At 40.5% G+C, this 25,527-nt stretch carries 17 protein-coding genes; 11 read left to right on the top strand and 6 right to left on the bottom strand.

Features of this window, described 5'->3' with window-relative positions; genetic code table 11:
* A partial coding sequence (locus tag G4P69_RS24000; RefSeq protein WP_208351696.1) for an aldehyde dehydrogenase family protein occupies positions 1-1,158 on the bottom strand: 1,158 nt, incomplete at its 3' end.
* Positions 1,159-1,224: 66 nt separating this feature from the next.
* Positions 1,225-2,271: a nitrilase-related carbon-nitrogen hydrolase gene (locus tag G4P69_RS23995; protein ID WP_208343859.1), complete on the bottom strand. Its 1,047-nt coding sequence runs from the start codon at positions 2,269-2,271 to the stop codon at positions 1,225-1,227.
* 210 nt (positions 2,272-2,481) lie between these two features.
* Between G4P69_RS23995 and G4P69_RS23990 the strand changes: the two genes are divergently transcribed.
* Positions 2,482-3,768, top strand: coding sequence for a S41 family peptidase (locus G4P69_RS23990; RefSeq protein ID WP_208343860.1), 1,287 nt, complete (start codon positions 2,482-2,484; stop codon positions 3,766-3,768).
* 113 nt (positions 3,769-3,881) lie between these two features.
* On the opposite strand, the gene G4P69_RS23985 is transcribed toward G4P69_RS23990, so the two are convergent.
* Positions 3,882-5,033: an IscS subfamily cysteine desulfurase gene (locus tag G4P69_RS23985; protein WP_208343861.1), complete on the bottom strand. Its 1,152-nt coding sequence runs from the start codon at positions 5,031-5,033 to the stop codon at positions 3,882-3,884.
* 86 nt (positions 5,034-5,119) lie between these two features.
* Positions 5,120-7,144 carry a pectinesterase family protein gene (locus G4P69_RS23980; protein WP_208343862.1) on the bottom strand — a complete coding sequence of 675 codons (2,025 nt, stop codon included), beginning with the start codon at positions 7,142-7,144 and terminating at the stop codon, positions 5,120-5,122.
* 286 nt (positions 7,145-7,430) lie between these two features.
* Between G4P69_RS23980 and G4P69_RS23975 the strand changes: the two genes are divergently transcribed.
* The 5 genes from G4P69_RS23975 to G4P69_RS23955 all read left to right on the top strand — a co-directional run bounded on the left by G4P69_RS23975 (position 7,431) and on the right by G4P69_RS23955 (position 11,789).
* The gene (locus G4P69_RS23975; RefSeq protein ID WP_208343863.1) at positions 7,431-8,282 is read left to right on the top strand and encodes an FAD-binding domain-containing protein; all 852 of its coding nucleotides are present in this window, start codon (positions 7,431-7,433) and stop codon (positions 8,280-8,282) included.
* Between the two features lie 34 nt (positions 8,283-8,316).
* Positions 8,317-8,733, top strand: coding sequence for a hypothetical protein (locus tag G4P69_RS23970; RefSeq protein ID WP_208343864.1), 417 nt, complete (start codon positions 8,317-8,319; stop codon positions 8,731-8,733).
* Positions 8,734-8,811: 78 nt separating this feature from the next.
* Complete coding sequence (locus G4P69_RS23965) at positions 8,812-9,396, top strand: TetR/AcrR family transcriptional regulator (RefSeq protein WP_208343865.1); 585 nt, start codon at positions 8,812-8,814, stop codon at positions 9,394-9,396.
* Positions 9,393-10,355 carry a Rieske 2Fe-2S domain-containing protein gene (locus tag G4P69_RS23960; RefSeq protein WP_208343866.1) on the top strand — a complete coding sequence of 321 codons (963 nt, stop codon included), beginning with the start codon at positions 9,393-9,395 and terminating at the stop codon, positions 10,353-10,355. The genes G4P69_RS23965 and G4P69_RS23960 overlap by 4 nt, the downstream gene beginning before the upstream one ends.
* Positions 10,356-10,535: 180 nt before the next feature.
* Entirely contained in the window at positions 10,536-11,789 is a 1,254-nt protein-coding gene (locus tag G4P69_RS23955; RefSeq protein WP_208343867.1) for an APC family permease, read from the top strand.
* 13 nt (positions 11,790-11,802) lie between these two features.
* Here the strand turns inward: G4P69_RS23955 and G4P69_RS23950 are convergent, their stop codons facing one another.
* The gene (locus tag G4P69_RS23950) at positions 11,803-17,247 is read right to left on the bottom strand and encodes a trifunctional serine/threonine-protein kinase/ATP-binding protein/sensor histidine kinase (RefSeq protein WP_208351694.1); all 5,445 of its coding nucleotides are present in this window, start codon (positions 17,245-17,247) and stop codon (positions 11,803-11,805) included.
* 172 nt (positions 17,248-17,419) lie between these two features.
* Positions 17,420-19,231, bottom strand: a complete 1,812-nt coding sequence (gene lepA, locus G4P69_RS23945) for a translation elongation factor 4 (RefSeq protein WP_208351686.1) — start codon at positions 19,229-19,231, stop codon at positions 17,420-17,422.
* Positions 19,232-19,615: 384 nt separating this feature from the next.
* Between lepA and G4P69_RS23940 the strand changes: the two genes are divergently transcribed.
* From G4P69_RS23940 to G4P69_RS23920, 5 genes are all read left to right on the top strand, one after another.
* A complete protein-coding gene (locus tag G4P69_RS23940; RefSeq protein WP_208351705.1) occupies positions 19,616-19,846 on the top strand; it encodes a hypothetical protein in 231 nt (76 codons plus the stop codon).
* A 185-nt stretch (positions 19,847-20,031) separates the two neighbouring features.
* Complete coding sequence (locus G4P69_RS23935; protein WP_208351679.1) at positions 20,032-21,777, top strand: ATP-binding protein; 1,746 nt, start codon at positions 20,032-20,034, stop codon at positions 21,775-21,777.
* 331 nt (positions 21,778-22,108) lie between these two features.
* On the top strand, positions 22,109-22,759 hold the full coding sequence (locus tag G4P69_RS23930) for a DUF3386 domain-containing protein (RefSeq protein WP_208351676.1): 651 nt from the start codon (positions 22,109-22,111) through the stop codon (positions 22,757-22,759).
* A 125-nt stretch (positions 22,760-22,884) separates the two neighbouring features.
* Positions 22,885-23,115 carry a NifU family protein gene (locus tag G4P69_RS23925; protein ID WP_208351674.1) on the top strand — a complete coding sequence of 77 codons (231 nt, stop codon included), beginning with the start codon at positions 22,885-22,887 and terminating at the stop codon, positions 23,113-23,115.
* 74 nt (positions 23,116-23,189) lie between these two features.
* Positions 23,190-25,421, top strand: coding sequence for a glycoside hydrolase (locus tag G4P69_RS23920; RefSeq protein WP_208351673.1), 2,232 nt, complete (start codon positions 23,190-23,192; stop codon positions 25,419-25,421).
* Positions 25,422-25,527 lie beyond the last annotated feature (106 nt).

Below are 25,527 nucleotides of genomic sequence, written 5' to 3'. Positions count from 1 at the left end.
AATTGAATCATTTGCTAAGTTAATCGCTTCTTCAGCGGTAGAAAAAGGCATCACAGGCATAATTGGGCCAAAAGTCTCTTCAGTCATCACCTTCATAGAATGGTTAACAGAGGTGAGAACCGTAGGACGACACCACCAAGCACCACCATCATCCTCAATTTTTCCGCCACAGTGAACAACCGCGCCGTTAGAAACTGCGTCCAACAGATGGGTACTGATCACTGCGGCTTGTTTTTCTGCAATGATTGGGCCAATTTCTCCACTTTCAAGTGTTGGATAAGCTAATTGTAGGCGTTGCGCTTTTGCCACTAGCTGTTCAACAAATTGTTCAAATATAGATTCAGCAACGTAAATGCGCTCAATAGAGAGGCATGACTGTCCAGTATTGACAACCGAACCCCACAAAATTGCATCTGTCGCTAGGTCTAAATTAGCCGACCGCAGAACGATCGCGGGATCTTTGCCTCCTAATTCCAAAAACGCCGGAATGAAAAGCCTAGCTGCTTTTTCTGCGACTTTTCGTCCTGTAGCAACACTTCCTGTAAAGCAAATTAAATCTACATTTTCAATCAGTTCAGAACCTGTCTCGCCGTCTCCCTCAATAAAAGTTAGTACGTCGCGCAACATGGGAACAGAATTGATTGCTGTCAACAGAGGCGCTGTGAAGCGGGGCGCAATCTCGCTTGGTTTTACAATGACAGCACAACCTGCTAATAATGCTGGGATTGCATCAATTGTTGAGAGCAAAAGCGGAAAGTTCCACGGACTGATAACTCCGACTAAAGGGTACGGAACCGCACTTTGTTGCAGTTCGATAAAAGAAATTGTTGTATCTTGTATCGTTTCTTGTAGCAAATTTGGTGCTAAGGTACACCATCGATCAATAGAGGAGATGAATGAGTCTATTTCGAGTGTTGAAATTGAGAGTCTTCCTGTATCATTGACTAAAGCTTCTGTTAGTTTATCAAGTCCTGACAATAAGGCTTTTTTCCACTGCTGCAAAGCTTCAATTCTATTTTTTAGTCCGATTTTCTGCCAATTAACTTGAGATCTACGTAAACGGTTACATAGCTGTACCAATAGCTTTGAAGGCGGTGGGATAATTACGTAGTCATATTTGCCGGTGCGAGGATTACGAACTTCTATAGGTTTGGACATTTGTTAAGGAATTTTTTTAAAAGTAGGGTGTTGTTAGTAGCTACTCCCCTTTAATGAAATTTTTTTTCAGATTACCCCTAGTCTAGCTAAACGCTCAATCGTTTCTTGCTGAGTTTGCAAGAAATGTTTACGCTCTACTTCTTGTTTATCTAGCATTGTGTTAACAGGATAAAAATTTGACTGACGGTAACTCTCAGCGTAAATTTCAAAGCGCTGTCGGCTTAGTAAATTATTTAACCCTGGTCTGCGACGGTAGCGACGTAAAGCAGCTAAATCAATCTCTGCAAAAGCAGCCATACTCTCCCCTGTCGCTGTTTGCGCTAAAATTGTTCCTTGATAATCAATAATTTTAGAACCACCATCAACAGAAGCTTCGGGGATAGGGCTGTTAGCTATACCTGCGGAATTTGCTGAGATAACGTATGCAAGATTTTCCACAGCGCGAGAGATTTTTGCTGCTTCTTTAGGCGAACACGAGAATCCATAAACTTCTGAAGTTGAATGGAGAAAAATCTCTGCCCCGCGCATCGCTAGACACCGCGTCACCTCTGGGTACAAAATTTCTTCAGATGCGATCGCTGCCAAATTACCAATCGCAGTCTTCGCAACTGGAAATACCCCGTCCAATCCATAGCAATCCAAATATTTATCCCAGACGTCGTGTGGTGTCGGAGCAAACATAGAATTCAATCGCCTATACCGTAATACCACAGAGCCTGACGGGTCAATCACAAAGCAAGTCTGAAAGTACAATCCTGGAAAATTGGGATCGAGTTCGTAGGCGTTACCTGCAATAAAAATGCCGTGTTTTTGCGCAATTTTACCAATAGCATCATATTCAGCACCCGCCATTTCCAAACAAGCTTTTTCTGCCCAAACAGCTAATGACTCTCCCATAGGAAAGCCTGTAAGAAAATATTCAGGTAAGACGATTAAACGGCAGTCAAAACCAATAAAAGCAACGCTAGCAGCAATCTGTTGCGCCAAACGATTGATAGAGTTTTGCATCCAAGAATGGGCTTCTTGGCGGTCAGTTGCTCTGTTGACGGCGTGGCAAGTCACTTGGAGTGCTAGTGCCCTATATGATTCAATATTATCTGTGTTAATTGCCATAGTGTTTTTTACCTACACAGAGCGCTGTAACTAGTCTATATGGTTAATTGAGTACCAAACATCTGTACTCATGACTGGTTATCTGAGTTACCTTCAACACTGGTACGACACATAATGCCTATGAAGCGGAACTATTAGCAAAAAACTTTCATCGTCATTCTTTGATGACAAGCTAATAAGCGTCTACCCAAAAGAGTACAAAGGAGCCAGATGAAAAAACTAATATTTCTTCGGCTAAGGAGGTTAGCTACAACCCTGCTGACAAGTTTCTCTGTTTTGCTCCTCCTGTGGTTAGTTTCACCACTGCCCAAGATACTAGCAACACCTGAGACTAAAGTCTTTGAACAAGCTTGGCAAACAGTTAATGATAATTTTTACGATACAAACTTTAATGGAGTCGATTGGAAAGCAATACGGGAAAAGTATAAGCAGCAAGCGGTGAGAACTAAGTCGAGCCAAGAAGTCGCTGTTGTTATTAATCAGATGCTCTCAGAATTGCACAGTTCTCACACTCACTTTTATACCAGAGATGAGCCTGCATACTATCAGCTTTTGGGAGTTTTTCTAACGAACAACAACGATTTACAAAAGCAGTTAAAAAAATTTCTCCCCAATGGGAAAGTAGAGTATAGCGGTATCGGCGCTGTCACTAAAGATATTAATGGTAAGACTTTTATTAGTGCTATTATTGATGGTAGCCCAGCAGCAGAAGCCGGGTTGAAAGTTGGTGATCAAATTCTCAGTGTAGATAATCACCCATATCAACCAATACAGTCTTTTACCGGTAAAGCAGGGCAAAAAGTTCAACTATCAATTCAGCGTTCCGCCGATCCCAATAGTCGTAAACAAATTGCGATCGCGCCAAAGATTTTTGACGGAACAACAATGTTCTTGGACGCTCAAAAAGCCAGTGTGCAAGTCATCCAACAGGAAAATAAAAAAATAGGTTACATTCATATCTGGTCAAATGCAGCAGATCCAGAACACCAGCAGCTTCAAAATGAATTACTCTATGGTCGTCTTAAACAGGCAGATGCATTAATTTTGGATCTTAGAGACGGATGGGGTGGAGGAGATATTGATTATCTAAATATATTTACTGCTCAAGAAGGTCCAAGCATTACCAGTATTTCCCGCAATGGCAAAAAATACACATATATTCCTCAATGGAAAAAGCCAGTAGCTATGGTGGTGAATCAGGGAAGCAGAAGTAGTAAAGAAATTCTAGCTTTCGGTTTTCAGCAGCATAAAATTGGACCTTTAATTGGTGCAAAAACAACGGGAGCAGTGCTTGCTGGTAGTCCTTTTATAATGCAGGACGGTAGCTTGCTTTATTTAGCCGTTGCAAATGTGTTTGTTAATGAAAAAGAAAGATTAGAGGGCAATGGCGTCACCCCAGATATCATCGTTCCATTTCAACTTGAATATGCCCAAGGCGCAGATCCGCAAAAACAAAAAGCTATTGATACTTTAGTAGCAAGACTTAAGAGAGAATAGGGAGCACAGGAGCAGGGATCTCTTAGCAGGGGAGCAGGGGCGTGAGAGATAACTAATCCTTAATGCCCAATGCCCCCATGCCCCGTGCCCCATGCCCCATTCCCCATTCCCCATTACCGACGTAAGCTTTTAATTGTGGCGATCGCATGTTCGGCTGCTTTATCAATCTCCTCAACAGTGTTGAAACGTCCTATTCCGAAGCGGACTGATGCATAAGCTAGTTCTGGTGAGTGCCCCAATGCTGTAAGAACATGGGATGGTTTCGTCGTCGCTGAGGAACAAGCAGATCCTGAAGACACAGCCATCACAGTTTGCAAGCCTAACAGTAGTGCGTTTCCATCCACGTTTTCAACACTGATATTTAAATTTCCAGGTAATCTTTGGGTTGGGTGTCCGTTGAGATGAACACCCTCTAGCACCTGGAGTTGTTCCCACAATCTCTCTCTTAACTGATTTAAGCGTAGGGTTTGTATGACTTGTTCTTGTAAACCCAATTCGACAGCCTTCCCAAATCCTACAATTTGCGGTGTATATAAGGTACCAGAACGCATTCCTCGTTCATGTCCACCACCATGCTGCTGAGGAGCCAATTTTACTCTTGGATCACGGCGGCGAACGTAAAGCGCACCAATCCCTTTAGGACCATATATTTTATGTGCTGTTAACGACATCATGTCAATGTTCATTGACTGCACATCAAGGGGAATTTTACCAATTGCTTGTGCTGCGTCAGTGTGAAAAAGGACATCGGCACTACGACACATCTTTCCAATTTCCGCTATTGGTTGCAATACACCAATTTCGTTATTAGCAGCCATTACCGAAACCAGTATCGTGTCAGCACGCAACGCTGTTTCTAACTTGCTTAAATCAATGAGTCCATCCTTTTGGACTGGAAAGAATGTGACTTCAAAGCCGAGAGATTGTAAATATCTGCAAGGATCTAGGACTGCACCATGTTCCGTAGCTACAGTAATAATATGGCGTCCTTTTTGGTAATAAGCTTCCGCTACCCCTTTAATTGCTAAGTTATTAGCCTCTGTCGCACCACTGGTAAAAACAATTTCTTCTGGTGTGGCATTGATTGCTTTTGCTATTATTTCCCGTGCTTGTTTAACAGCAGCTTCCGCTTCCCAACCATAGACATGACTAGTGCTGGCAGGATTGCCAAAGTGTTCAGTGAAGTAGGGTAGCATTGCTGTGACAACACGTTGATCTACGGGTGTAGTAGCCTGATAATCAAGATATATAGGGCGTTGAGACATGTTGGGAGGCGAGAGCGAACGAGAATACAAAGTGTGTTATTCATTGTACAGCTAGGCGATCGCATTTGCTTGTTGAAAATAAATGCTTATTGAGTGTTTCCATTAAGCTGCACTTGAGAAGTGCTATCAATATTAAAAGCACCACGAAAATTGCCTGTCACATCGCAGTTTTCAATAGTTCCGTTAGCTTTATCGTGTGCATACACACCATTGTATGTATTCCCATTAATTTTGCTTCGTCGGATGACGGGGTTACCACCGTCTTTGATTTCTACGCCTGAGTAAGCATTGCTTGAAATCTCGCAATCTTCGACTGTTCCTTGTCCATTTTTGTGGACATAGATACCACCTGTTTTACCGTCATGGATTTTACACCTTCGGATGACGGGGTTGGCATTCTCCCTGATTTCCACTCCTCCTAGCGCATTGTGGGAAATCTCACAGTCTTCCACGGTACCTTGTGCATTCTTGTGAACCAAAATGCCATCCTGCTGAGCGTCATGGATTTTACATCTTCGGATGACAGGGTTAGCGCCCTCTTTAATTTCCAGTCCTGATAGTGCATTAGCAAAAATCTCGCAATCTTCTACTGTCCCTTGTCCATTGTCGTAGACAAAAATGCCATCCGCCTTACCGTTATGAATTTGGCAATTTCTTATAACCGGCTTAGCTGTAGAACCGTGAATCCCGACACAAGCCAGTGAGTCAGAAGTGATATCACAGTCTGTTAGTAATAAGTCTCCTTGAGGAATATGTACAGCAAAGTATTGTTTATTTTTCAATCCAGCCTGACCGCGCAATGTCAACCCACTAACTTCAGCGTAGTTAGTTTGCATCAAAATGCAATTTGAGTCTGTACTCTCAATGATAATATCGGCCTTAGATCCATCACCTATAATTTTTAACGGCTTGTTGATGACGATGCTTTCCTGATAAAGACCTGGCTGGACTAAAATACGTGTACCAGGAGCAGCGTTGCTGATCCCTTCACTGATAGTTTTGTAATCACCATTTCCGAATCGAGAAACAGTTAAGGTTGATCTGTTCTTGGGAAACAAGATATACATTAAGCCAGCCCCAGCTAGTCCAAGAACACCAAAACCAAGCCATTTGGTAAATCGTCGTCGTGTCCATCCCGTAGTCGGGTTAACTGGTAGTTGCACTTGTAAAGGAGGGTTTTTGGGCGGTTGACTTACATGAGGAGGATACAAAACCTGCTGAATATCTGCTAGTCTTTGTAAGATAACTTGAGTATCTGCTGGACGTTGGTTGGGTAAACGCGCCATCATCTGGTCTATAAAATCTGCCAGTTGTGGTGCGATCTGAGGAGCATAACTACGCCAGTTCAACGTATCATTTTGAAAATCATAGATGTCTAGATCAGTTGGCTGCTTACCCGTTAGCAGAAAAACAAAAGTGCGTCCCAACGCAAAAAAATCAGATTGTAGGACAGCTTGATAATTAATTTGTTCTGGCGGAGTATAGCCTGGGGAATTAACGCCTGTAACTTGGGCAATAGGCTGCTTTGCCATATAAGTGGATGTAATTTCTCGTGCTGTGCCAAAATCAATCAGCGCTAAGCGTCCATCTGCCCTCAACATAATATTGGACGGTTTGAGATCCCGATGGAAAAAGTTATGTTGATGTACTTGTTGCAAGATATTAACTATATCTGTCAACCATTGAAGTGCTAATTTTTGCTCAATTGGTCGATTACCTCGCTGTGTCAAGTACTCCTGTAAATCTAGTCCTTCTATTTTCTCCATCACCAGACAGTGCAAAGGATCAGACCAGTTTCTTGGCAGATACTCAAAATAGCCGTCTGATTCGACTTTAGGAATACCAGGATGATCCAACAGTTTCAGAACATCAGCTTCTTGCTTGAATAACTCTACTGCCTTAGTTTCAGTGTTGACTAGCACTTTGAGAACTTTGGGTATGTTGCTTCGCGCTTCGCTAACTTCATAAGTCTTACCAAAGCCGCCCTTCCCAAGCTGTTTTACTATCCGATACCTTCCTTGCAGTAGCAACTCTGAACCACAGTGTTGGCAAAATAGGAGATTATCTGGATTCTGAGGTTTCTGGCAGTGAGGATTTGCGCACAGACTCATCGGTTTTGCAACAGTGTATATGCTGCTATCATAACCTGATAGGGGAAATCCTCTACTGGAGGATATAAAATCTCACGGCGAATGTAGGTTTCCGCCTCATACAAGAGAGTTACATCAGCTTACTCAATGAGTCGGATAATTATGCCAAGTTTTGTAGAAAATATTATAGTTTGCTACCTTATAAACAGTGCGTAGTGCCTCGTAGAGTATACCAGTGCATCCTAGGAGAGAGGCGATCTCATCCATTCATCAGCGATAATACTGGCAGCTTCTATATAAAGCCTACATGACAAACGATTTGCGACGCGACTTTTCCAACCGAGAAGATTTGGTAGCTTACCTCCGCCAGCAATTCCCAAACGCAGCCGAACCGGATGACCACATTAGCGAGACTGTCGGTGGACGGAAAGCTGCAGAGAACGCCCTACAAAAAGTAGACCCAGCAAAATACGGAAAAACACGTAACTTTTTTAGTGGGGCTGTAACAAAACTTTCTCCCTATATTCGCTACGGAGTCCTTAGCTTACGGGAAATCAGGGATTACGTTCTTGAACATGTACAAAATCAAGACGAAGCTACTAAACTCATTAACGAATTAGGCTGGCGTGACTACTGGCAAAGATTGTATGTCAAGCTAGGAGATGCAATTTGGAAAGATCAGGAGGAATACAAAACAGGCTATACCCCTAGAGACTACTCACCTAATTTCCCAGATGACATTAGACAATCCACGACAGATAGAGTCTGCATAGATAGCTTCAGCCGTGATTTGCGAGAAACTGGCTATCTGCATAATCACGCCCGTATGTGGCTAGCAGCTTACATTATTCATTGGCGTCGTATTCGTTGGCAAACAGGAGCAAGATGGTTTCTTGAACATTTATTAGATGGTGATCCAGCTAGCAATAATATGTCATGGCAGTGGGTAGCCAGCACCTTTAGTCAAAAACCCTATTTTTTCAATCGTGAAAACTTAGAACGGTATACTGAAGGCGTTTACTGTCACCAGTGTCCTCTCTATGGTCATTGTGATTTTGAGGGTAGTTATGAAGAACTAGAAGTAAAACTGTTTCCTAAAGGGGAATTTATCAAGCAACCAAACAGCCAAACTTTTCAACGCGGAAAAAAACGCCGTTAAAATTAGTGAGCAATAACCCAAAACGGATAATCTTGTGACTAAACCAATTATTTGGGTACATGGTGATTGTCTCAGTCCCAAGAACCCTGCATTACAAAAATACCCGGATGCGCCTGCTATCTGGGTTTGGGACGATGCTTTAATAGAGGAATGGCAACTGAGTCTTAAGCGCCTCACTTTTATCTACGAATGCTTGCTAGAACTACCAGTTGTTATTCACCGTGGCAATGTAGCACAAGAAGTTTTAGCTTTTGCGAGAGACAATCATGCAAACAAAGTCGTTACAGTAAACAGCCCTAGTCCTCGGTTTACCACAATCTGTGATGAAATTCAAGGTTCTTTGCCAATCGAAATTCTGGAAGTGAAGCCATTTTTTGAGTACGACGGCTATATAGATCTCAAGCGCTTTTCCCGTTATTGGAAAGTAGCTCAAAAGTATGTGTTTGATTGACACTCCCCACGTCTCCTATAGACAAAACTAATATCATTAGTTTAAACTAATAGTATTAGTTTTTGTAAAGTCTGAATTATGGGGCGTCCCAAAGGACAAACGCTGACACGAAAAGAGATTGTGGAGGCGGCGATCGCCTGCTTAGAAAAAGAGGGTGAATCCGCATTAGGGGTCAACAGAGTTGCAAGGGAACTCGGTATTCGACCCCCGTCGTTGTACAATCACGTTGCGGGAAATGACGAGTTAAAACGCCTTGTTGTATTAGAAGGGTGGCGAAGATTTCTGGATACCTACATCAAACAGGCTGTAGACATTCAGGATAGAAGAGTATTGTTACAAAATGCTGCTCATACTTACTATCGCTGTGCTAGTGAAAATCCAGCACTGTATGCAATTGTGACAAATTATTCACTTGAGTTAGAAGATCCAGACTTCGCTCCCATCATTGAAGAACTTTTAGCCTTCTATTCCAGAGTTCTAACACCCTTTGGATTAAATCAAGATGAAATGATTCATGCAGCACGGATGTTTAATAGTCTCTTGCATGGTTTTGTGCTGGCGGAAAGAGCAGGTTTGTTTATCTTCCCAGAGTCAATTAATCAGAGTTTCGACTGGATGGTGAATACCTTAATTGATGCATTAGAGCAAAAGAGAAAAATATGAGTTGGAATTTACCTGGTGCGCCTTGGTTAATTGCTCACAAATCAATGCTAAGTGTTAATAAACCTAAACTATTTACAATTTGTGGAGAAGATTATGTACTGTGGAAAAATGAAAAAGGGGAAATCTCAGCATTAGAAAATATCTGCCCACATCTGGGAGCAAAGCTTTCTAATGGTTGGATTTGTCCCAACAGCAATACCATTGCTTGTCCCTATCATGCATTAGAGTTTGATTCGCAAGGAAGAACCATTGTGGCAAACGAAAAAATCTCCAAGCCACTTGCTAAACCGCTGGAGCTATTTTTGCAAGGTGATTTTATTTGGACATATGCCAATAAAGAAGCTAAAATTCCCATTCCTACGATTTTAGAAGAGGTTTTAAATCAGTATAGATTTGTTGGTGTAGCTGGAGATATCAGTATTAAAGCACCTTTTTTGTATGCATTAGAAATCAACCATGATTACAATCACGCAAAAGCAACGCACCGAGATTTATTTAAATTTAAGGATATCAAGATCGATAAATTTCGTGACGATGGATACTCATCTGTAGTTGATCTATCACAAATTCGAGAGGACAACACTCTAGCAGAGTATATAAAAAATCCGCTACTGCTCACTTATCCAAAAAGGGTTAAGGCAATGAGCAAAAATTATTTTCCATCATTAGTAGCCTTTTATTCAGAAAGTCCTTTGGGAACAGTATGTGATGTTTTTGTCATTTATCCAGAGACAGAAACAACAACTCGAACGTTTATGCTCGTTTTTGCAGAACGGTCTTTAGGTGTTCTCAACTGGATAATTAATCCACTATTGTTAAGTGCTGCCAATGAGATTATAAAACAAGATGCTGCTGTGGTCGAAAATCTTTACCCTAGATTTCAACCTAAGATTAGATTGGAGAATGAAGAACCTTGGAATTGGGTACGCGAACTTTATCTAAATTGGTCTTTTGAGTAAGATGCTAGTATGACTACCCAGAGTTCTTAATTCGGATTTTGTGAAACCCGGAACGCTGAGGAAATTTACACTTTTTTAATGAAAGCCTTCTCAAGCTTTTATATTTTTTTTACGCCCTCATTTTAAAAGTAAATCTATTTTTTGTTAAGTTTTATTTATCTAATCCTCTTGAGGTCACAGGTGTCAAGCAAAAAACTAGGTTTTTGGTCTGTTTGGGCGCTGGGTGTAGGAGGTATTGTCGGTGGACTTTTCCCAGCATTGGGAGTTGCAATTCAAATAGCTGATGCAGGTGCACCACTAGCATTTGTTATAGCAGGAACAATAGCTTTAATAACTACTTATGCTTATGCAAAACTTTCAGTTGCTCATCCATGTCGGGGCGGGACAGTAACTTTTTTAAACCAGGCTTTTAGTCAAGGACTATTTAGTGGGACGCTGAATCTTCTACTATGGTTCAGCTATGTAGTCATGCTTTCTTTTTACTTGCAAGCTTTTGCTAGTTATGGAGTTAACCTATTTGCAGAATCTACTAAACCTATTTGGAAGCACTTACTGATTAACTTGGCAATTTTAGGGACAACTGGACTAAATCTACTAGCTGTCAAATATATTGGGAAATCCCAAATCTGGATTGTCGGTTTCAAACTGGGAATTTTGATACTGTTCATTACTATGGGGATCAATCACATCGATATTTCCCATGTACAAACGGTTTCTGTTTCATCAGTACCATCAATTTTCATTGGAGCAATGGTGATTTTCTTATCGTATGAAGGTTTTGAGTTAATCGCCAATACAGCAGAGGATATTGTCAATCCAAACCAGACTTTGCCAAGAATTTATTACTCTGTAATCGGGTTCGTTATTTTACTTTACATTTTAATAGCACTGGTTACATTAGGCGCAGAACCAATAGAGCAAATTTTAGCAGCAAAAGAGTATGCTTTGGCTGAGGTTGCCAAACCAATTATGGGGCGATTCGGTTCATTTTTAGTTACTATTGCAGCTCTGCTATCAACTATCTCGGCTAGTAACGCAACACTGTACGGCTCAGCTCGTTTTAGCTCTATTATTGCTAAATCTAGGGGGTTTAATTCTGGCAATAAAATCAATGGATTATTTCTTACTAGTGGTATTACTCTGTTTATCGCCAATTTCTTTGATGTTAATCGGATCTCAACAATGGGTAGTGCTGGGTTTCTTTTGATATTTGCTGCGGTTAATTTAGCTAATGCTCGTCTGCATCTTTATACGAAAAGTAAACAGTGGGTTTCACTGCTAGGTGCTGGAATATGTTTGGTGGCACTAGGAATATTAATTTACTTTGCTGTACAAACAGATCCACAAACTGTCTGGGTTTTCATATTCATGCTAGGAGTCGCAATTGGCATTGAAATCATATACTATCTGTCAAAGAAACGATGTAATACCTAACACTGAAAAACTTTTAATTTTTAATCGGGATTGAAATGATAAATTCTGTCTCTTTTTCAGGTTGGGAATTTACAGTGATATTACCACCATGGTTTTTAATAATAGAGTAACTGATGAACAATCCTAAACCAGTACCTCTACCTACAGGTTTAGTTGTAAAAAAGGGTTCAAATATCCGCTTTTGAATATCATGCGGAATAAAGCTATTGGTGTTAGAAATTATAATGTGTATTTGTTGATGTTCAATTACTTCAGTACGAATTCGTATTTCTGGCTGATCGATATATTTACTATTTTCTCTAATCGCATCAATGGCGTTGTTGAGGATATGCAAAAATACTTGATTAATTTGTGCAGGATAGCAGGTAATAGTAGGAAGATTACCGTATTGTTTAATAACATTAATCTCAGGTTCACTTTCACTTGCTTGTAAGCGGTTTTGCAAAATCGAGAGTGTACTATCGATGCCAGTATGTAAATCTACAGCTTTAATAGGTGCTTCATCTAAGCGAGAAAAGTTGCGTAAATTCAAAACAATTTGGCTGATACGATCGCTACCGCTTTTCATTGATTGTAAAATATTAATCACATCGTCACAGATAAAATCAAGTTCAATTTCTTTAATTTTTGCCTGAATTTTAGAGCTAGGTTGAGGAGATTCTTCTTGATAAAGTCGTAATAAATTTATCAAATCAGCAATGTAATCATCTAGATGACTAAGATTACCTCTTATAAAACTAATAGGATTATTAATTTCGTGAGCAACTCCTGCCACAAGTTGACCAAGAGATGACATTTTTTCAGTATGAATTAATTGTGCCTGAGTTCTTTGTAGATATTGCAGTGTTTGTTCTAAATCTTGGGCTTTTTGGTTAAGTGCATGAGTTTTTTGCTCTACTTCTGCTTCTAAATTTTGAGAATATTGAGCGACTTGGTGATATAGCCGAGCATTTTCTAAAGAAATAGCGGCTTGGGTAGAAAGGAAGTTAAGAATGAGAATTCCCTCCTGACTAAATACAGCACTGGTAGAGCGATTTTCCAAATACACAATACCAATTAGGTTACCTTGATGGAGAAGCGGCAGGCATAAAACACTTTGAGGTGTATGCTTGATGAAATATTGATCAATAACAGGCAGATCGGTTTTAAGACGATCAATTACGACTACTTCTTGGGTGTTTTTGACATACTGAATCAACTTCAGTGGAACATTGATATTTTCATCTAAAGCTTGTGAGTAAAGTTGACTTGTTTCTGCTGTGGCAATAGCTTGTAGATACCAGTTACCGTTACTGTTAGGTAAAATTAAGATACAAAGATCTGCACCAGAGTTTTGCAGAATAATTTCAGTCAGTTGTTGGAGTAATTGGTCAAGATGAATAGTACTGGAAATAGTTTGTGACGCTTTGATTAGAGCGGCAAAATCTAGACTTTTATTAAAACTATTACTAATAATATAAGATGCTTTTGTAGAGGTAGGAAATGAGATATTAGAAGAAGCAAGAGTTGCCAAAGTTTCTAGTGGGCTCCAGTTCTGAATAACTGGCTGTAGAATTGGCTGTAATAAATCTGGGTAACTCTTTTCTAGTTGATCAGTTTTGGCTTTAGCACCCCAACGGGCATAGCAATAATAAGCTGACTGTATATAACCTGCGGCAAACTTTGGTTTATCCCAATTAAGGTAAAATTTAGCAGCGAGTTCGTTTGCGAGTGCTTCTTCTTGAAGATAATTATTGTCCCTTGCAGTAGCTATAGCACGATCATATAGATCAATAGCAGTAGCAAAGTCATGTTTTAACCGACAAATTTCAGCCTCCACTAATAAAAACCGATGCAAAAAGTTTTCAGGACAAAAATTTGTCCAATGTTTCATTTTGTGTTGGTTACTGTGCATTTTTTCCAAATATTCGCTTTGGAGTTCTTGAGAACACTGAGAATATAAAGCTGCCAAAGACAATGAATAATAAAAATTATGTGCCGAAACGAAAAATTTGCCTGTGCTAGATCCTAAAAGTGGTTTTGTAGTTGAGGCATGAGAAAGCGCAATTTCATAGTTACCCAAAAAATAAGCTAGAATTACTTGAGCTGTATGAGCATAGTTGATAGTGTTAAAATTTCTCGTTTGATATAGTTCGGGTAATTTAACTGCAATATCAAAGTATTTTCCTTGTAGAAGAGCCGGATTTGTTCCTGATTCGGTTAGGTTATGAATCACCTGCATCCAGATGTGCAATTGATGAATCACTTGTTCCTGTTTCAAAGCGATCATCGGCTCAACGTATTTCTCATAATCAGTTTGAATTTCCTTAAGATTTTGTCCTGATAGAATAGAACAAAAGTAGGCATTAATTAGACAATACGCACAACTTTCAGCGTCTCCACTTTGGATCAAGCTTTGGTAAGCTGAAATTAAAGGTTTAATATTATCTCGTACAGGTTTGTAAAAGTGGCGTGATAAACCGTAGACGAGATTATATGTTGCTGCTCGGTATTCTAAGTGAAGCTGCTGTTGTTCTAGTAATATAGCTAACTCTCCAAACTTTTCACCTGTTTCAATATCCTCTACAACTGCGTTAATTAACACACTAAAAATTCCAAAGGCAAAGGGTGTTACAGGAGAAAGACCATATTTGAGTGTTACATCTACAAGTCGACACACCAGCAAGCCCAACATTTCTGGCACAGCAAAATAAGCAGGAAAGCAAGAACACCGCAGAATTTTCATCGCCGCCAATTTCTTGTCATTCTGCATGGGTGGAAGTTGAGTGAGATTTTCAAAACCTACTTCCTCAATCAACTTATTAGTCGTTTCTAGCGCAAAGAGAAAATCTTGAGTAGTAGGATTACTTGGAAATGTTTCACCTAGATGACTTAAGGTTTCCACCGCTAGCGCTACAGCTTCGCGGAACTGAGATTGAATGTGATAGTACGAAATTAGAAGTTCGTAAACCCTAGTCTTATCCTGGATTTGTGTGACAACTGTCAGAATATAGTCACACAAAGCTTTCATTGTTTCAAAATCAGTTTTTAGACAAGCTGACTCTGCTGCACTCACGTATAAATCTACAGCGAGGGAGTATTGTATTTGCCAACAATCTGAAGCCAACAGATGAATTCCTTGGTCAAAATAAGTATAGGCAGATTCATAGGCTGTAGCTAGTTTTGCTCGCTTACCTGCCAATAAATTTAATTGGGCTAGTTGTTGGCGTTTGTTGGGTTCGGTAATTAGCTCAATTCCGTAGTTTAACTGGTTGACAATATCAAAAATTCTTTCTTCCAGTTCTTCTTTGGCAGTATGGCTCAGTAGTAATTCACCAATTTTGAGATGAGTCTGCTGCTTGTAATCAGCAGGAATTAAAGAGTAGGCAGCTTGTTGAACACGATCATGCACAAATCGATAGCTGACATTCTCTATATTATTATTGTATGGTTTTGTTATTTCATCACTTAAGTAAAATTTATACTCCTGACCCTGAGGTAAAATTAGTCCTTCTTGCAAAGCCTTCCACAAAGTTGCTGCTGTCTTTGCTCGAGAGTATTCACAAACAGTTGCTAAAGTATTCAAATCAAAGTGGTTGCCGATACAAGCAGCTAAGATGAGGATATCTTGGGTATCTTTAGGCAATTTCTGCAACTGGTGCGCGATAAACTCTACAACATCATTGCTCAGAGACAGTGTATTGATTTGAGCAATATTGCATTCCCAATACCCCTCCTGGGAAAAGGTAATTTGGTCGTCTTCATACAATGCTTTGAGAAATTGAATAATAAAAAAGGGATTGCCTTGAGTTTTGCGAAAAACTAACTCTGTCAGAGGTTGGGCTAATTGAGAGCTACAATGTAGCGTATCAGCAATTAACTGATTGGTATTATTACAGTCTAGCGGTTTAAGGGTAATTGTATTGATAGTTTTCTGAGATTTCTTTAATTCGTCCAGTGTTAGCGTCAATGGGTGAGTAGGTGTAATTTCATTGTCTCGATAAGCTCCCAATAATAATAAATAATCTTGAGAAGACATCAATAGTTGGATTAACTCTAGGGAAGCTGGATCTGACCACTGTAAGTCATCCAAAAATATCACCAAAGGATGTGCTTTTGTTGTAAAAACAGCAATAAAATTTTTTAATAATAAATTGAAGCGATTTTGTGCGGCGATCGCGGATAACTCAGGTGCAGGAGGCTGTTGACCAATTATTTGTTCTAGTTCAGGAATTACTTCAATTAAAATTTGACCATTATTTCCCACAACCGAGAGAATCTGTTCTCGCCACTGAGCCAATCGTACATCTGACTCTGACAATAATTGCCTCATTAAATCCCGTAATGCTTGTACAAAAGCTGATAACGGAATATTACGGTTTAATTGATCAAACTTACCTTTAATAAAATACCCTTGTTGACAAGTTACTGGCTTGTGAACTTCATTAATTACAGATGTTTTTCCAATGCCCGAAAACCCTGCCACCAGCATTATTTCTGATGTACCATGAACAATACGGTCAAAAGCTTCTAACAACGTAGCAACTTCTAATTCTCTTCCATAAAGCTTTTCTGGAATCAGGAAACAATTTGGAATATCCTGCTGGGCTATCTCAAAATGGATAATTTTCCCTGTATCCTTAATGTGTTCTAAACATTTTTTTAAATCGTGTTTTAATCCCAGGGCACTTTGATACCTATCTTCAGCGTTTTTTGCCAACAATTTTTTGATAATATCTGATACTACCTGGGGAATTTTTTCACTTTTGATTTCTTTTGGATGTTGAGTAAGATGACAATGCAATAACGTCATTGGATCATCACAAATGAATGGCAACTCTCTTGTCAATAATTCATAAAATGTTATCCCCAGACTATAAAAATCGCTACGGTAGTCTATACCTCGGTTCATTCTACCAGTCTGCTCTGGGGCAATATAAGCTAGTGTCCCTTCTAAAAGGTTTGGGCTTTTTATTTCTGATTTTTCTTTAGGTAAAAGCGAAGAAATACTAAAGTCGATCAAATAAACTTGCTTTGTTTCTGCATTAATGATAATATTCCCTGGTTTAATATCTTTATGAATGACAAGTTTTTCGTGTAAATTATTGACAATATCAGTTAATTGAATTGCAATTTCTAAAAATTCTTCTAGAGATAAATGAACAGACTGGATATATTCTCGTAAAGAAATGCCTTCTTTATCTGGCATTACTAAAATATAGCTATTTCCATAGTTCTCTAATGATAACGGTTGAACAACACCAGGAATATTGAGAAATTGGCTAATGGTGTATTGGTTACGAAATTCTACTAATTCCTGAAAACTAGGAAATTCAGATGCTAATAATTTGATAATTACTGGCAACTGATCTAAATCGCGGATAGCTCGATATACTTTTGTTCTAGAACCGTCATACACTTGAGAGCAAATTTGATATCCAGGAATGGTGGGGGTATAAGTTCCAGTGACTATACACATACTTCAACCACGAGTTTATTTCTATTCTCACAACCTAGTATTCCCGTCAACTAGATGTTTACGAACGGTAATTAAATATTCATACCTGAAATTTACATTGCGCAGTTGATTTAGGTAACTTCCACAATTTAGGACATGTTCCCCTTCCTATCCACAAGAAAGGGGAACATGGTTATTCTTGATCCAAACGTAGTACCGCCATAAAAGCTTCCTGCGGTACGTCAACAGTACCTACAGATTTCATCCGCTTTTTCCCTTTCGCCTGCTTCTGCAAAAGTTTCTTCTTCCTGCTGATATCACCACCGTAGCACTTGGCTAGTACATCTTTCCGCAGTGCAGGAATGTGCTCACTAGCAATAACTTTGCTACCAATAGCAGCTTGAATCGGCACTTTAAATTGGTGTCGTGGAATGAGTTCTTTAAGTTTTTCTGCCATTGATCGCCCAACGTTGTAGGCTTTGTCTCGATGGACAATCATCGCCAAGGAATCCACTGGATCACCGTTAATCATAATATCCAGTTTGACAAGGGGATTTTCTCGGTAGCCTATCAAGTGATATTCCATGCTGGCGTAACCGCGCGATCGCGACTTCATCTGATCAAAAAAGTCCGTAACAACTTCAGCCAGGGGTAACTCATAAGTCAAAGTTGTGCGTCCTAGTGTCAGATATTTCATATCTTTAAACACGCCGCGTCGATTTTGCGCCAACTCCATCAACGTACCGACGTAAGTTTCCGGCGTAATCATATCTACCTGAACGTAGGGTTCTTCTATTTTTTCCCGTTCGTTAGGAGATGGTAAGTGACTTGGGTTATCGATGTCTAGAACTTCTCCCTTGTTGGTTGTCACCCTATAAACCACTGAGGGGGCTGTGATAATTAAATCTAAGTCGTACTCTCTCTCTAGACGTTCTTGCACAATTTCCATGTGTAGCAAGCCTAAGAAGCCACACCGGAAGCCAAACCCCATCGCGCTAGAAGTTTCTGGTTCGTAATGCAATGCTGCGTCGTTTAGTTTCAGCTTTTGTAAAGCTTCCCTTAAATCTTCAAATTGGTCAGCATCGATAGGGAACATCCCACAGAATACCATTGGGTTAGCTTCTGTATAACCGGGTAAAGGTTCAGCGGCTTTAGCGGCACTAAGGGTAATAGTATCTCCCACTCGCGCATCAGCTACAGCCTTAATTGCTGCTGCTAAATAACCCACTTCTCCAGCATGGAGTTCTTCGACTTGCTTTTGGGTTGGAGACAGTACCCCTAGCTCATCGATTTCGTATTCCTTACCAGATACCATAAGATAAACGCGATCGCCCTTCTTCAAAGTGCCATCCATTACCCGGAAATACACAATCACTCCTCGATAGCTGTCGTAATAGCTATCAAAAATCAATGCCCTTAAAGGTTCAGCAACGGTATTGCGTGGTGGTGGTACACGTTCCACAATTGCTTCTAAAATCTCATCAATACCAATTCCTTCCTTAGCAGAAGCAAGAATTGCACCACTGCAATCCAAACCGATAATTTCTTCAATTTCGCTAATGACCCTATTTGGTTCTGCTCCTGGTAAATCAATTTTATTTAAAACCGGGATAATTTCCAAATTATGCTCTAAGGCTAAGTACACATTTGCCAGAGTTTGTGCTTCTACACCCTGCGAAGCATCTACTACCAATAGTGCACCCTCGCAAGCAGCAAGACTGCGCGACACTTCATAGGAAAAATCCACATGTCCTGGCGTATCAATTAAATTCAGAACGTACTGTGAGCCATCCTTTCCTTTGTAATTCATTCGGGCGGCTTGTAGCTTGATAGTTATACCCCGCTCCCGTTCTAGATCCATGTTATCTAGAAACTGTTCCTTCATTTGACGGTCTTCCACCGTCCCTGTGACTTGCAACAAGCGATCTGCAAGCGTTGATTTGCCATGATCTATATGAGCAATAATACAAAAATTGCGAATCCGAGCTGCGGGAACGTCAGTCATATAATTCTTTAAGCTTTAGCAGCAACCAAGGTTAAAAGAGCAATATACTTAAAATATTTTAATGCTTTCTTCGCAAAGACGCAGCCTTTTTGGGAATAGGGCATGGGGCATGGCGCATGGGAGCAGAGGAGCAAGGGAGTACAGGAGAAGAAATTACAGCAAGACGAAATTATATATTAACCCCAATGCCCCATGCCCCGTGCCCCATGCCCCATGCCCCATTTCCAACAAAATATAAAAGGTTTATCACTAACTTTTAGTATTAGTCACATAGGAGCTTACAATAAACATCAAGAAGTGCAAACTACAGACCTGGATGGGCGACTGCGATCTGCAATTTCCCTGATCGACCGTATTAAAAACAAATTCAGAGTATATCATCGTATGAAACAGGAAGCTACCGATGCTCAACAAAGACTAGCTGATAAGGTAGAGATTGCTATTCGTCTAGATTCTGAGCTAGTAGAGCAAATTCAGCATTTAACCAATGACCCAAGTAAAGTCATTGAAGTGGCAATCCGGCAGTGGCTAAGGGGTGAAACGCCAAGAGATGATGAATTAACCCGTACGCCTACACGCAAACCCTTACCATCTCGTGGTGAATGGAACGATTGAACCATGAAACTTAGAAATAAGTTGGGGGATAAAAAAGTGTAGAATTGTAAATTTTCAGCAACTTGATTCCCAAAAAACTGAAAACTATCCTTGAACTTTGCCCAAGCTCGAAAAATTTATGCCAAACTTTTGGCAACGATTTGCAAAAGCTTCGTGGGCCACGCTCTGTACAACCAACTCAATTTATGAGTATAATCGCTTATTCTCAACAGCCAAACATAGTGTCAAAAAATCAGGATCCTATTACCAGAACAACGCACGATTTATTGGCAAGCTTAGGAGCCGAGTTGGTTTACACGCAAGATGCTACAGGGCGTTATTTTGCTTTTTATTGGCAGAAGAGTCAGAGTCTTGGGTTAAATCCTGAGCAGATAGTTGAGAACCTGAATGAATATCCAATTTTCTCTCCTGTAGAGAAGGATCTTTATTTGGAACGGTTACAGCAAGTTTTGACAACTCTGGTTCCTCAACGATATCAGCATTGGTTTAGCCTTGAAGACAAGTTGTATGAATTTGAGTTGACGATCACTCCTATCATGCCATCATTGGGAAACGTTGCCACAACAGTTCTGGTAATGGGGCGATTACTGCAATGTCAGGCTAGCAATGTAGAAGTGAATGTTGTCACAAAAACGCCTACACAAATAAACTTAGCGTTACGATCGCAGCGACACCGAAAACAGGTTAACCAAATCACTCGAAATATCCGGCGTACCTTAGATTTAGACATAATTTGGCAGCAAACAGTCGACAATTTGGGAAAAGTACTCCTAGATGTAGAGCGCTGTATTATCTGCCCATACCAATCCTTAAGCTCTAAAGTACAGGTGATAGCAGAGTATCACCACCCAGAAGTGAAATCGATTCTTGGCTTAGAAATAGAAATAGATTCTGAACCTAGTTTTGCTAGAGCGTTAACAACCCTTGAACCGATTTTAGTAGAAAATCCTCAGCACCCTGAATTCGGTCAGCAAAAAATGTTGGTGGTTGCTACTTGCCATCAAGACCAACCAAATGGGTTAATTGCTGTCACTTTATCAGAGAAATGCTACGGGGTGACAGCAGATGAACTGGAAATTGCAAAAGATGTAGCAGATCAACTCGGAACTGCGATCGCCCACGCTACTTTATACAAAGAACTGGAAGCAGCAAGCCAACAAGCGGAAGAAGCAACTCGCCGCATCAGAGAATTTCTCGCCAACGTAACTCATGAGCTGCGAACACCACTCAACGGCATTATCGGCTTTTTAAAGCTGATTTTGGAGGGTATGGCAGACGATCCTGAAGAACAAAACCAATTTCTTCAAGAAGCTCATAAATCATCCATCTATCTGCTTGATATTATCAATGATATCCTAGACATCGCTAAAATTGAAGCTGGAAAAATGGAATTGGAGTTGAGATTTGTTAAACTCAACGAGCTATTCAGTGATGTAGACAGCTTTATGCGTCCTCAAGCAGAAGCGAGAAATCTTAGCCTGCGGATGCAAATGCCAGACACCTGTGATGAAATTACTGTCCACGGGGATTATCAACGTCTTAAACAAGTCATGTTAAATCTAGTTGGGAACGCCATCAAATTTACTCATGAAGGTGGTATAACAATTAGTGCCGACGTAGTCCGTAAAAAGGTAATATTCCAAGACCAACAGTTTCCTGGTATGGTGAAAGTCCGTGTAGCAGACACAGGTATTGGTGTTTCTCTCGACAAACAAGATAAACTGTTTCAATTATTCTCTCAAGTCGATAGCTCCCGCACTCGACAATATGGTGGAACCGGCTTAGGGTTGGCAATATCCCAGAAACTCATAGAGGCGATGGGTGGAGAGGTGAATTTTTATAGCTTGGGCGAAGGGCTTGGTTCAACCGTTACATTTACAGTACCTTTGTATCAGCAACCAGTGATGGTTTCAGCCTCGGAAAGCGAGTAAGAAGGGATCGCCATCTAAAATTGGGAATTAGATTACACTTAAGAAAGTGAATTAAATTCAGTGAACAGTGAACAGTTATCACAGTTTCAGTCGGGGATTTGACCCCCGCTGAAACCTGCCGCTTGGAGCGAAGTGGGGGACTCTAACCCCAGGATAAATACCGGAGCGCTCTTACTGATAACTGATAACTGATAACTGATAAATGTTAAACGTGGTACTGTCAGCACCGCCAGATTCTATCTGGTGGCTTCAGGTAAGGAACTTAGGTTCCAAACCAAAAAGCCCTAGCTGATGCGCCTAAGTACTTTGAGTACTATTCGGAGATCTTTAGATGACACATCCAACAACAGCCCGCGAACTATTCCAAATCGCTTATGAAAGTCGTTACACTTGGGATGAAAACTTTCCTGGCTACAGTGCTGATGTGCAACTGGTGCAGGAAGATAAAGTTTACACAGGTCAAATTCGGATTAACCACGACTTAAGCGTAAAAGTTGCGGGTGTTGCAGATGAACAAGTCCAAGAAGGTATCTATACCCAATTACGTGATATAGTTACCCATCGTAAGCGGAATCCTTTTGAGCAGTCTCATGGGAAAAGCGAGTTTAGCCTAGGGCAACAAGACTCTAATGGGGCTACGGAAATCCTAGTAAAGGGTGACTCTATGGGTTCTAATTATAAAATTAGGGGTAAGGAGATTTGCCAAGTCAGTCGTGTGATGGGACGCATGGCTTTTGTTATTGATACTTATGAAACCGTCGACACAGGCTCAGGCTATGTTGCTAGCCGCTATGACGCAGTCTTTCGTAACTCAAGCACAAATGAAGTCACAAGTGTACTTAAATTTGATGATACTTACGAGGAAATCGGCGGCTACTACATCATGACAAAGCAGATTGTGCAAGAGTACAAAGAAGGCAATCGCACGACGACTGAATTTAGTTACTCTAACATCAAGTTACTAGAACCAGCATCGGTCTAAACTTTTTGGCGGCGTCTAGATTCAGTTAACACATAACTCCATACTGCTGCAATTAGATCTAGGATCGTTTTATCAAAGCTAAAAAATAACACTTTTCGGTAATCCTTAAGAGGAAATTAAACGGCATGGAACTTACAGCTATCAACGTCGAAACAGTTTTAGATGAAATGCGCCCTTATCTCATGTCTGATGGTGGTAATGTGCAACTTGTAGAACTTGATGGTCCAATTGTGAAATTGAGACTAGAAGGTGCCTGTGGTTCTTGTCCCAGCTCGACAATGACTTTGAGAATGGGTATTGAACGTCGATTAAAAGAAATGATTCCAGAAATTGCCGAAGTTGAGCAAGTTATATAAAGAATAGGGAATAGTTAGTGGTTAGTGGAAAATATAGCTAGCTACTAACTATTTACACTTCTGACTATATACTTATGCCTCATCCCCTTTACGTCGCTTTTGTATGGCATCAGCACCAGCCTTTGTACAAGTCTCCTCGGAAGGATATTTCTTCTGCGACTGAGCAATATCGTTTGCCTTGGGTACGGTTACACGGTACAAAGGATTATTTGGATCTGGTACTGCTCCTAGAGCGTTATCCTAAGCTACACCAAACTGTAAATCTAGTTCCATCACTGATATTACAGCTAGAAGATTATATTGCTGGTACGGCTTTTGATCCTTATTTGGAAGTTAGTTTAACACCTACAGAGCAACTAACTCTTGCACAACGGGAATTTATAATCCAACACTTTTTTGACGCTAATCACCACACTCTTATTGATCCCCATCCGCGCTATGCTCAGCTGTATCAGCAGCGACATGAACACGGGCAAGGCTGGTGTTTAGAAAATTGGCAACAGAACGATTATAGTGATCTATTAGCCTGGCACAATCTGGCTTGGATAGATCCGTTGTTTTGGGATGACCCAGAAATTGCAGCTTGGCTAAAACAAGGTCAAAATTTTACCTTGAGCGATCGCCAGCGAATTTACTCCAAACAAAGAGATATTCTTAGAAGAATAATACCACAACATCGGAAAATGCAACAAGCAGGGCAAATAGAGGTGACAACCACACCCTACACGCACCCTATATTACCCCTGCTGGCTGATACTAATTCTGGTAGAGTAGCGGTACCAAATATGACTCTGCCTCAAGCTCGATTTCAGTGGGCAGAAGATATTCCCCGACATTTAGAAAAATCTTGGGAATTGTATAAAGATAGATTTGGTCAGGCGCCCCGAGGTTTGTGGCCTTCAGAACAATCAGTTAGTCCAGAGATATTACCGTATATTATTAAACAGGGGTTTCAATGGATTTGCTCCGATGAAGCAGTGCTAGGGTGGACTCTTAAGCACTTCTTTCAGCGCGATGGAGCAGGAAATGTCGAAGAACCGTATTTACTATACCGCCCCTATCGCTTGCAAACCCCAGTAGGTGATTTAGCTATTGTATTTCGTGACCATAGGCTATCCGATTTAATCGGCTTTACCTATGGTTCTATGCAGCCGAAACAAGCAGCAGCAGACTTAGTCGGACACCTTCAAGCGATCGCTCGAATGCAAAAAGAGCATCAACCTGAACAACCCTGGCTAGTGACTATTGCTTTGGATGGTGAGAATTGCTGGGAATTTTACCAACAAGATGGTAAACCCTTCTTAGAGGCGTTGTATCAAAGCTTAAGTGACGAACCTCACCTGAAACTTGTAACTGTCTCTGAATTTCTTGAAAAATTTCCTCCCACAGCAACTCTTCCAGGAACACAATTGCACAGCGGCTCTTGGGTAGATGGTAGCTTCACAACCTGGATTGGAGATCCTGCTAAAAATCGTGCTTGGGACTATTTGACACAAGCACGGATTACCCTTGCAAATCATCCAGAAGCAACAGAAGAAAACAATCCAGAAGCATGGGAAGCTTTATACGCAGCAGAAGGTTCTGATTGGTTCTGGTGGTTCGGCGAAGGACATTCGTCGAATCAAGATGCAATTTTTGACCAGTTATTCCGAGAACATTTATATGGTGTTTACAAAGCCTTAAATGAACCTGTACCCCCCTATCTTCTGCAACCGGTAGAAGTTCACCAAGCACAAGTAGATCAACGACCACAAAGCTTTATTCATCCTACAATAGATGGTCTAGGTGATGAGCAAGACTGGGATAAAGCTGGACGGATAGAAATAGGTGGATCACGAGGAACAATGCACAACAGTAGCGTTATCCAAAGGCTTTGGTATGGCGTTGATCACCTAAATTTCTACGTACGCTTAGACTTGTTAACTGGTGCAAAACCAGGACGAGATTTACCGGCGGAGTTAAATCTGCTGTGGTTTTATCCTGATAAAACAATGCACAATAGTCCTATTCCCTTGGAAAAAGTCCCGGACAAAGCACCAGTTAATTACCTGTTTCACCATCATTTAGAAATTAATCTACTGACACAATCAATTCATTTTCGAGAAGCAGGAGAGGATTATCAATGGCTACCGCGCGTCAGTCGTGCTCAAGTAGCTTTAAATAAGTGCTTAGAGTTAGCAGTGCCTTGGGCAGATTTACAAGTTCCGCCAGATTTTCCTGTGCGGTTGCTTTTGGTTCTTTCAGATGAAAGAGAGTACTCTAATTATCTTCCAGAAAATGCTTTGATTCCAATTCAAGTACCTTAATCAATGCCTGGGCTATAATTTCGACCATTTATAGCAAAGTATTGGGGCGAAAGGAATACCCTTCCTACGCCCCTATTGTATTTTATGTTTAAAATAATACTTTTAT

It is taken from the genome of Aetokthonos hydrillicola CCALA 1050 (genome assembly GCF_017591665.1).
Classification (GTDB): domain Bacteria; phylum Cyanobacteriota; class Cyanobacteriia; order Cyanobacteriales; family Nostocaceae; genus Aetokthonos; species Aetokthonos hydrillicola.
The sequence above is the reverse complement of the archived record's forward strand: the minus strand, read 5'-3'. Positions and strand labels throughout refer to the sequence as shown.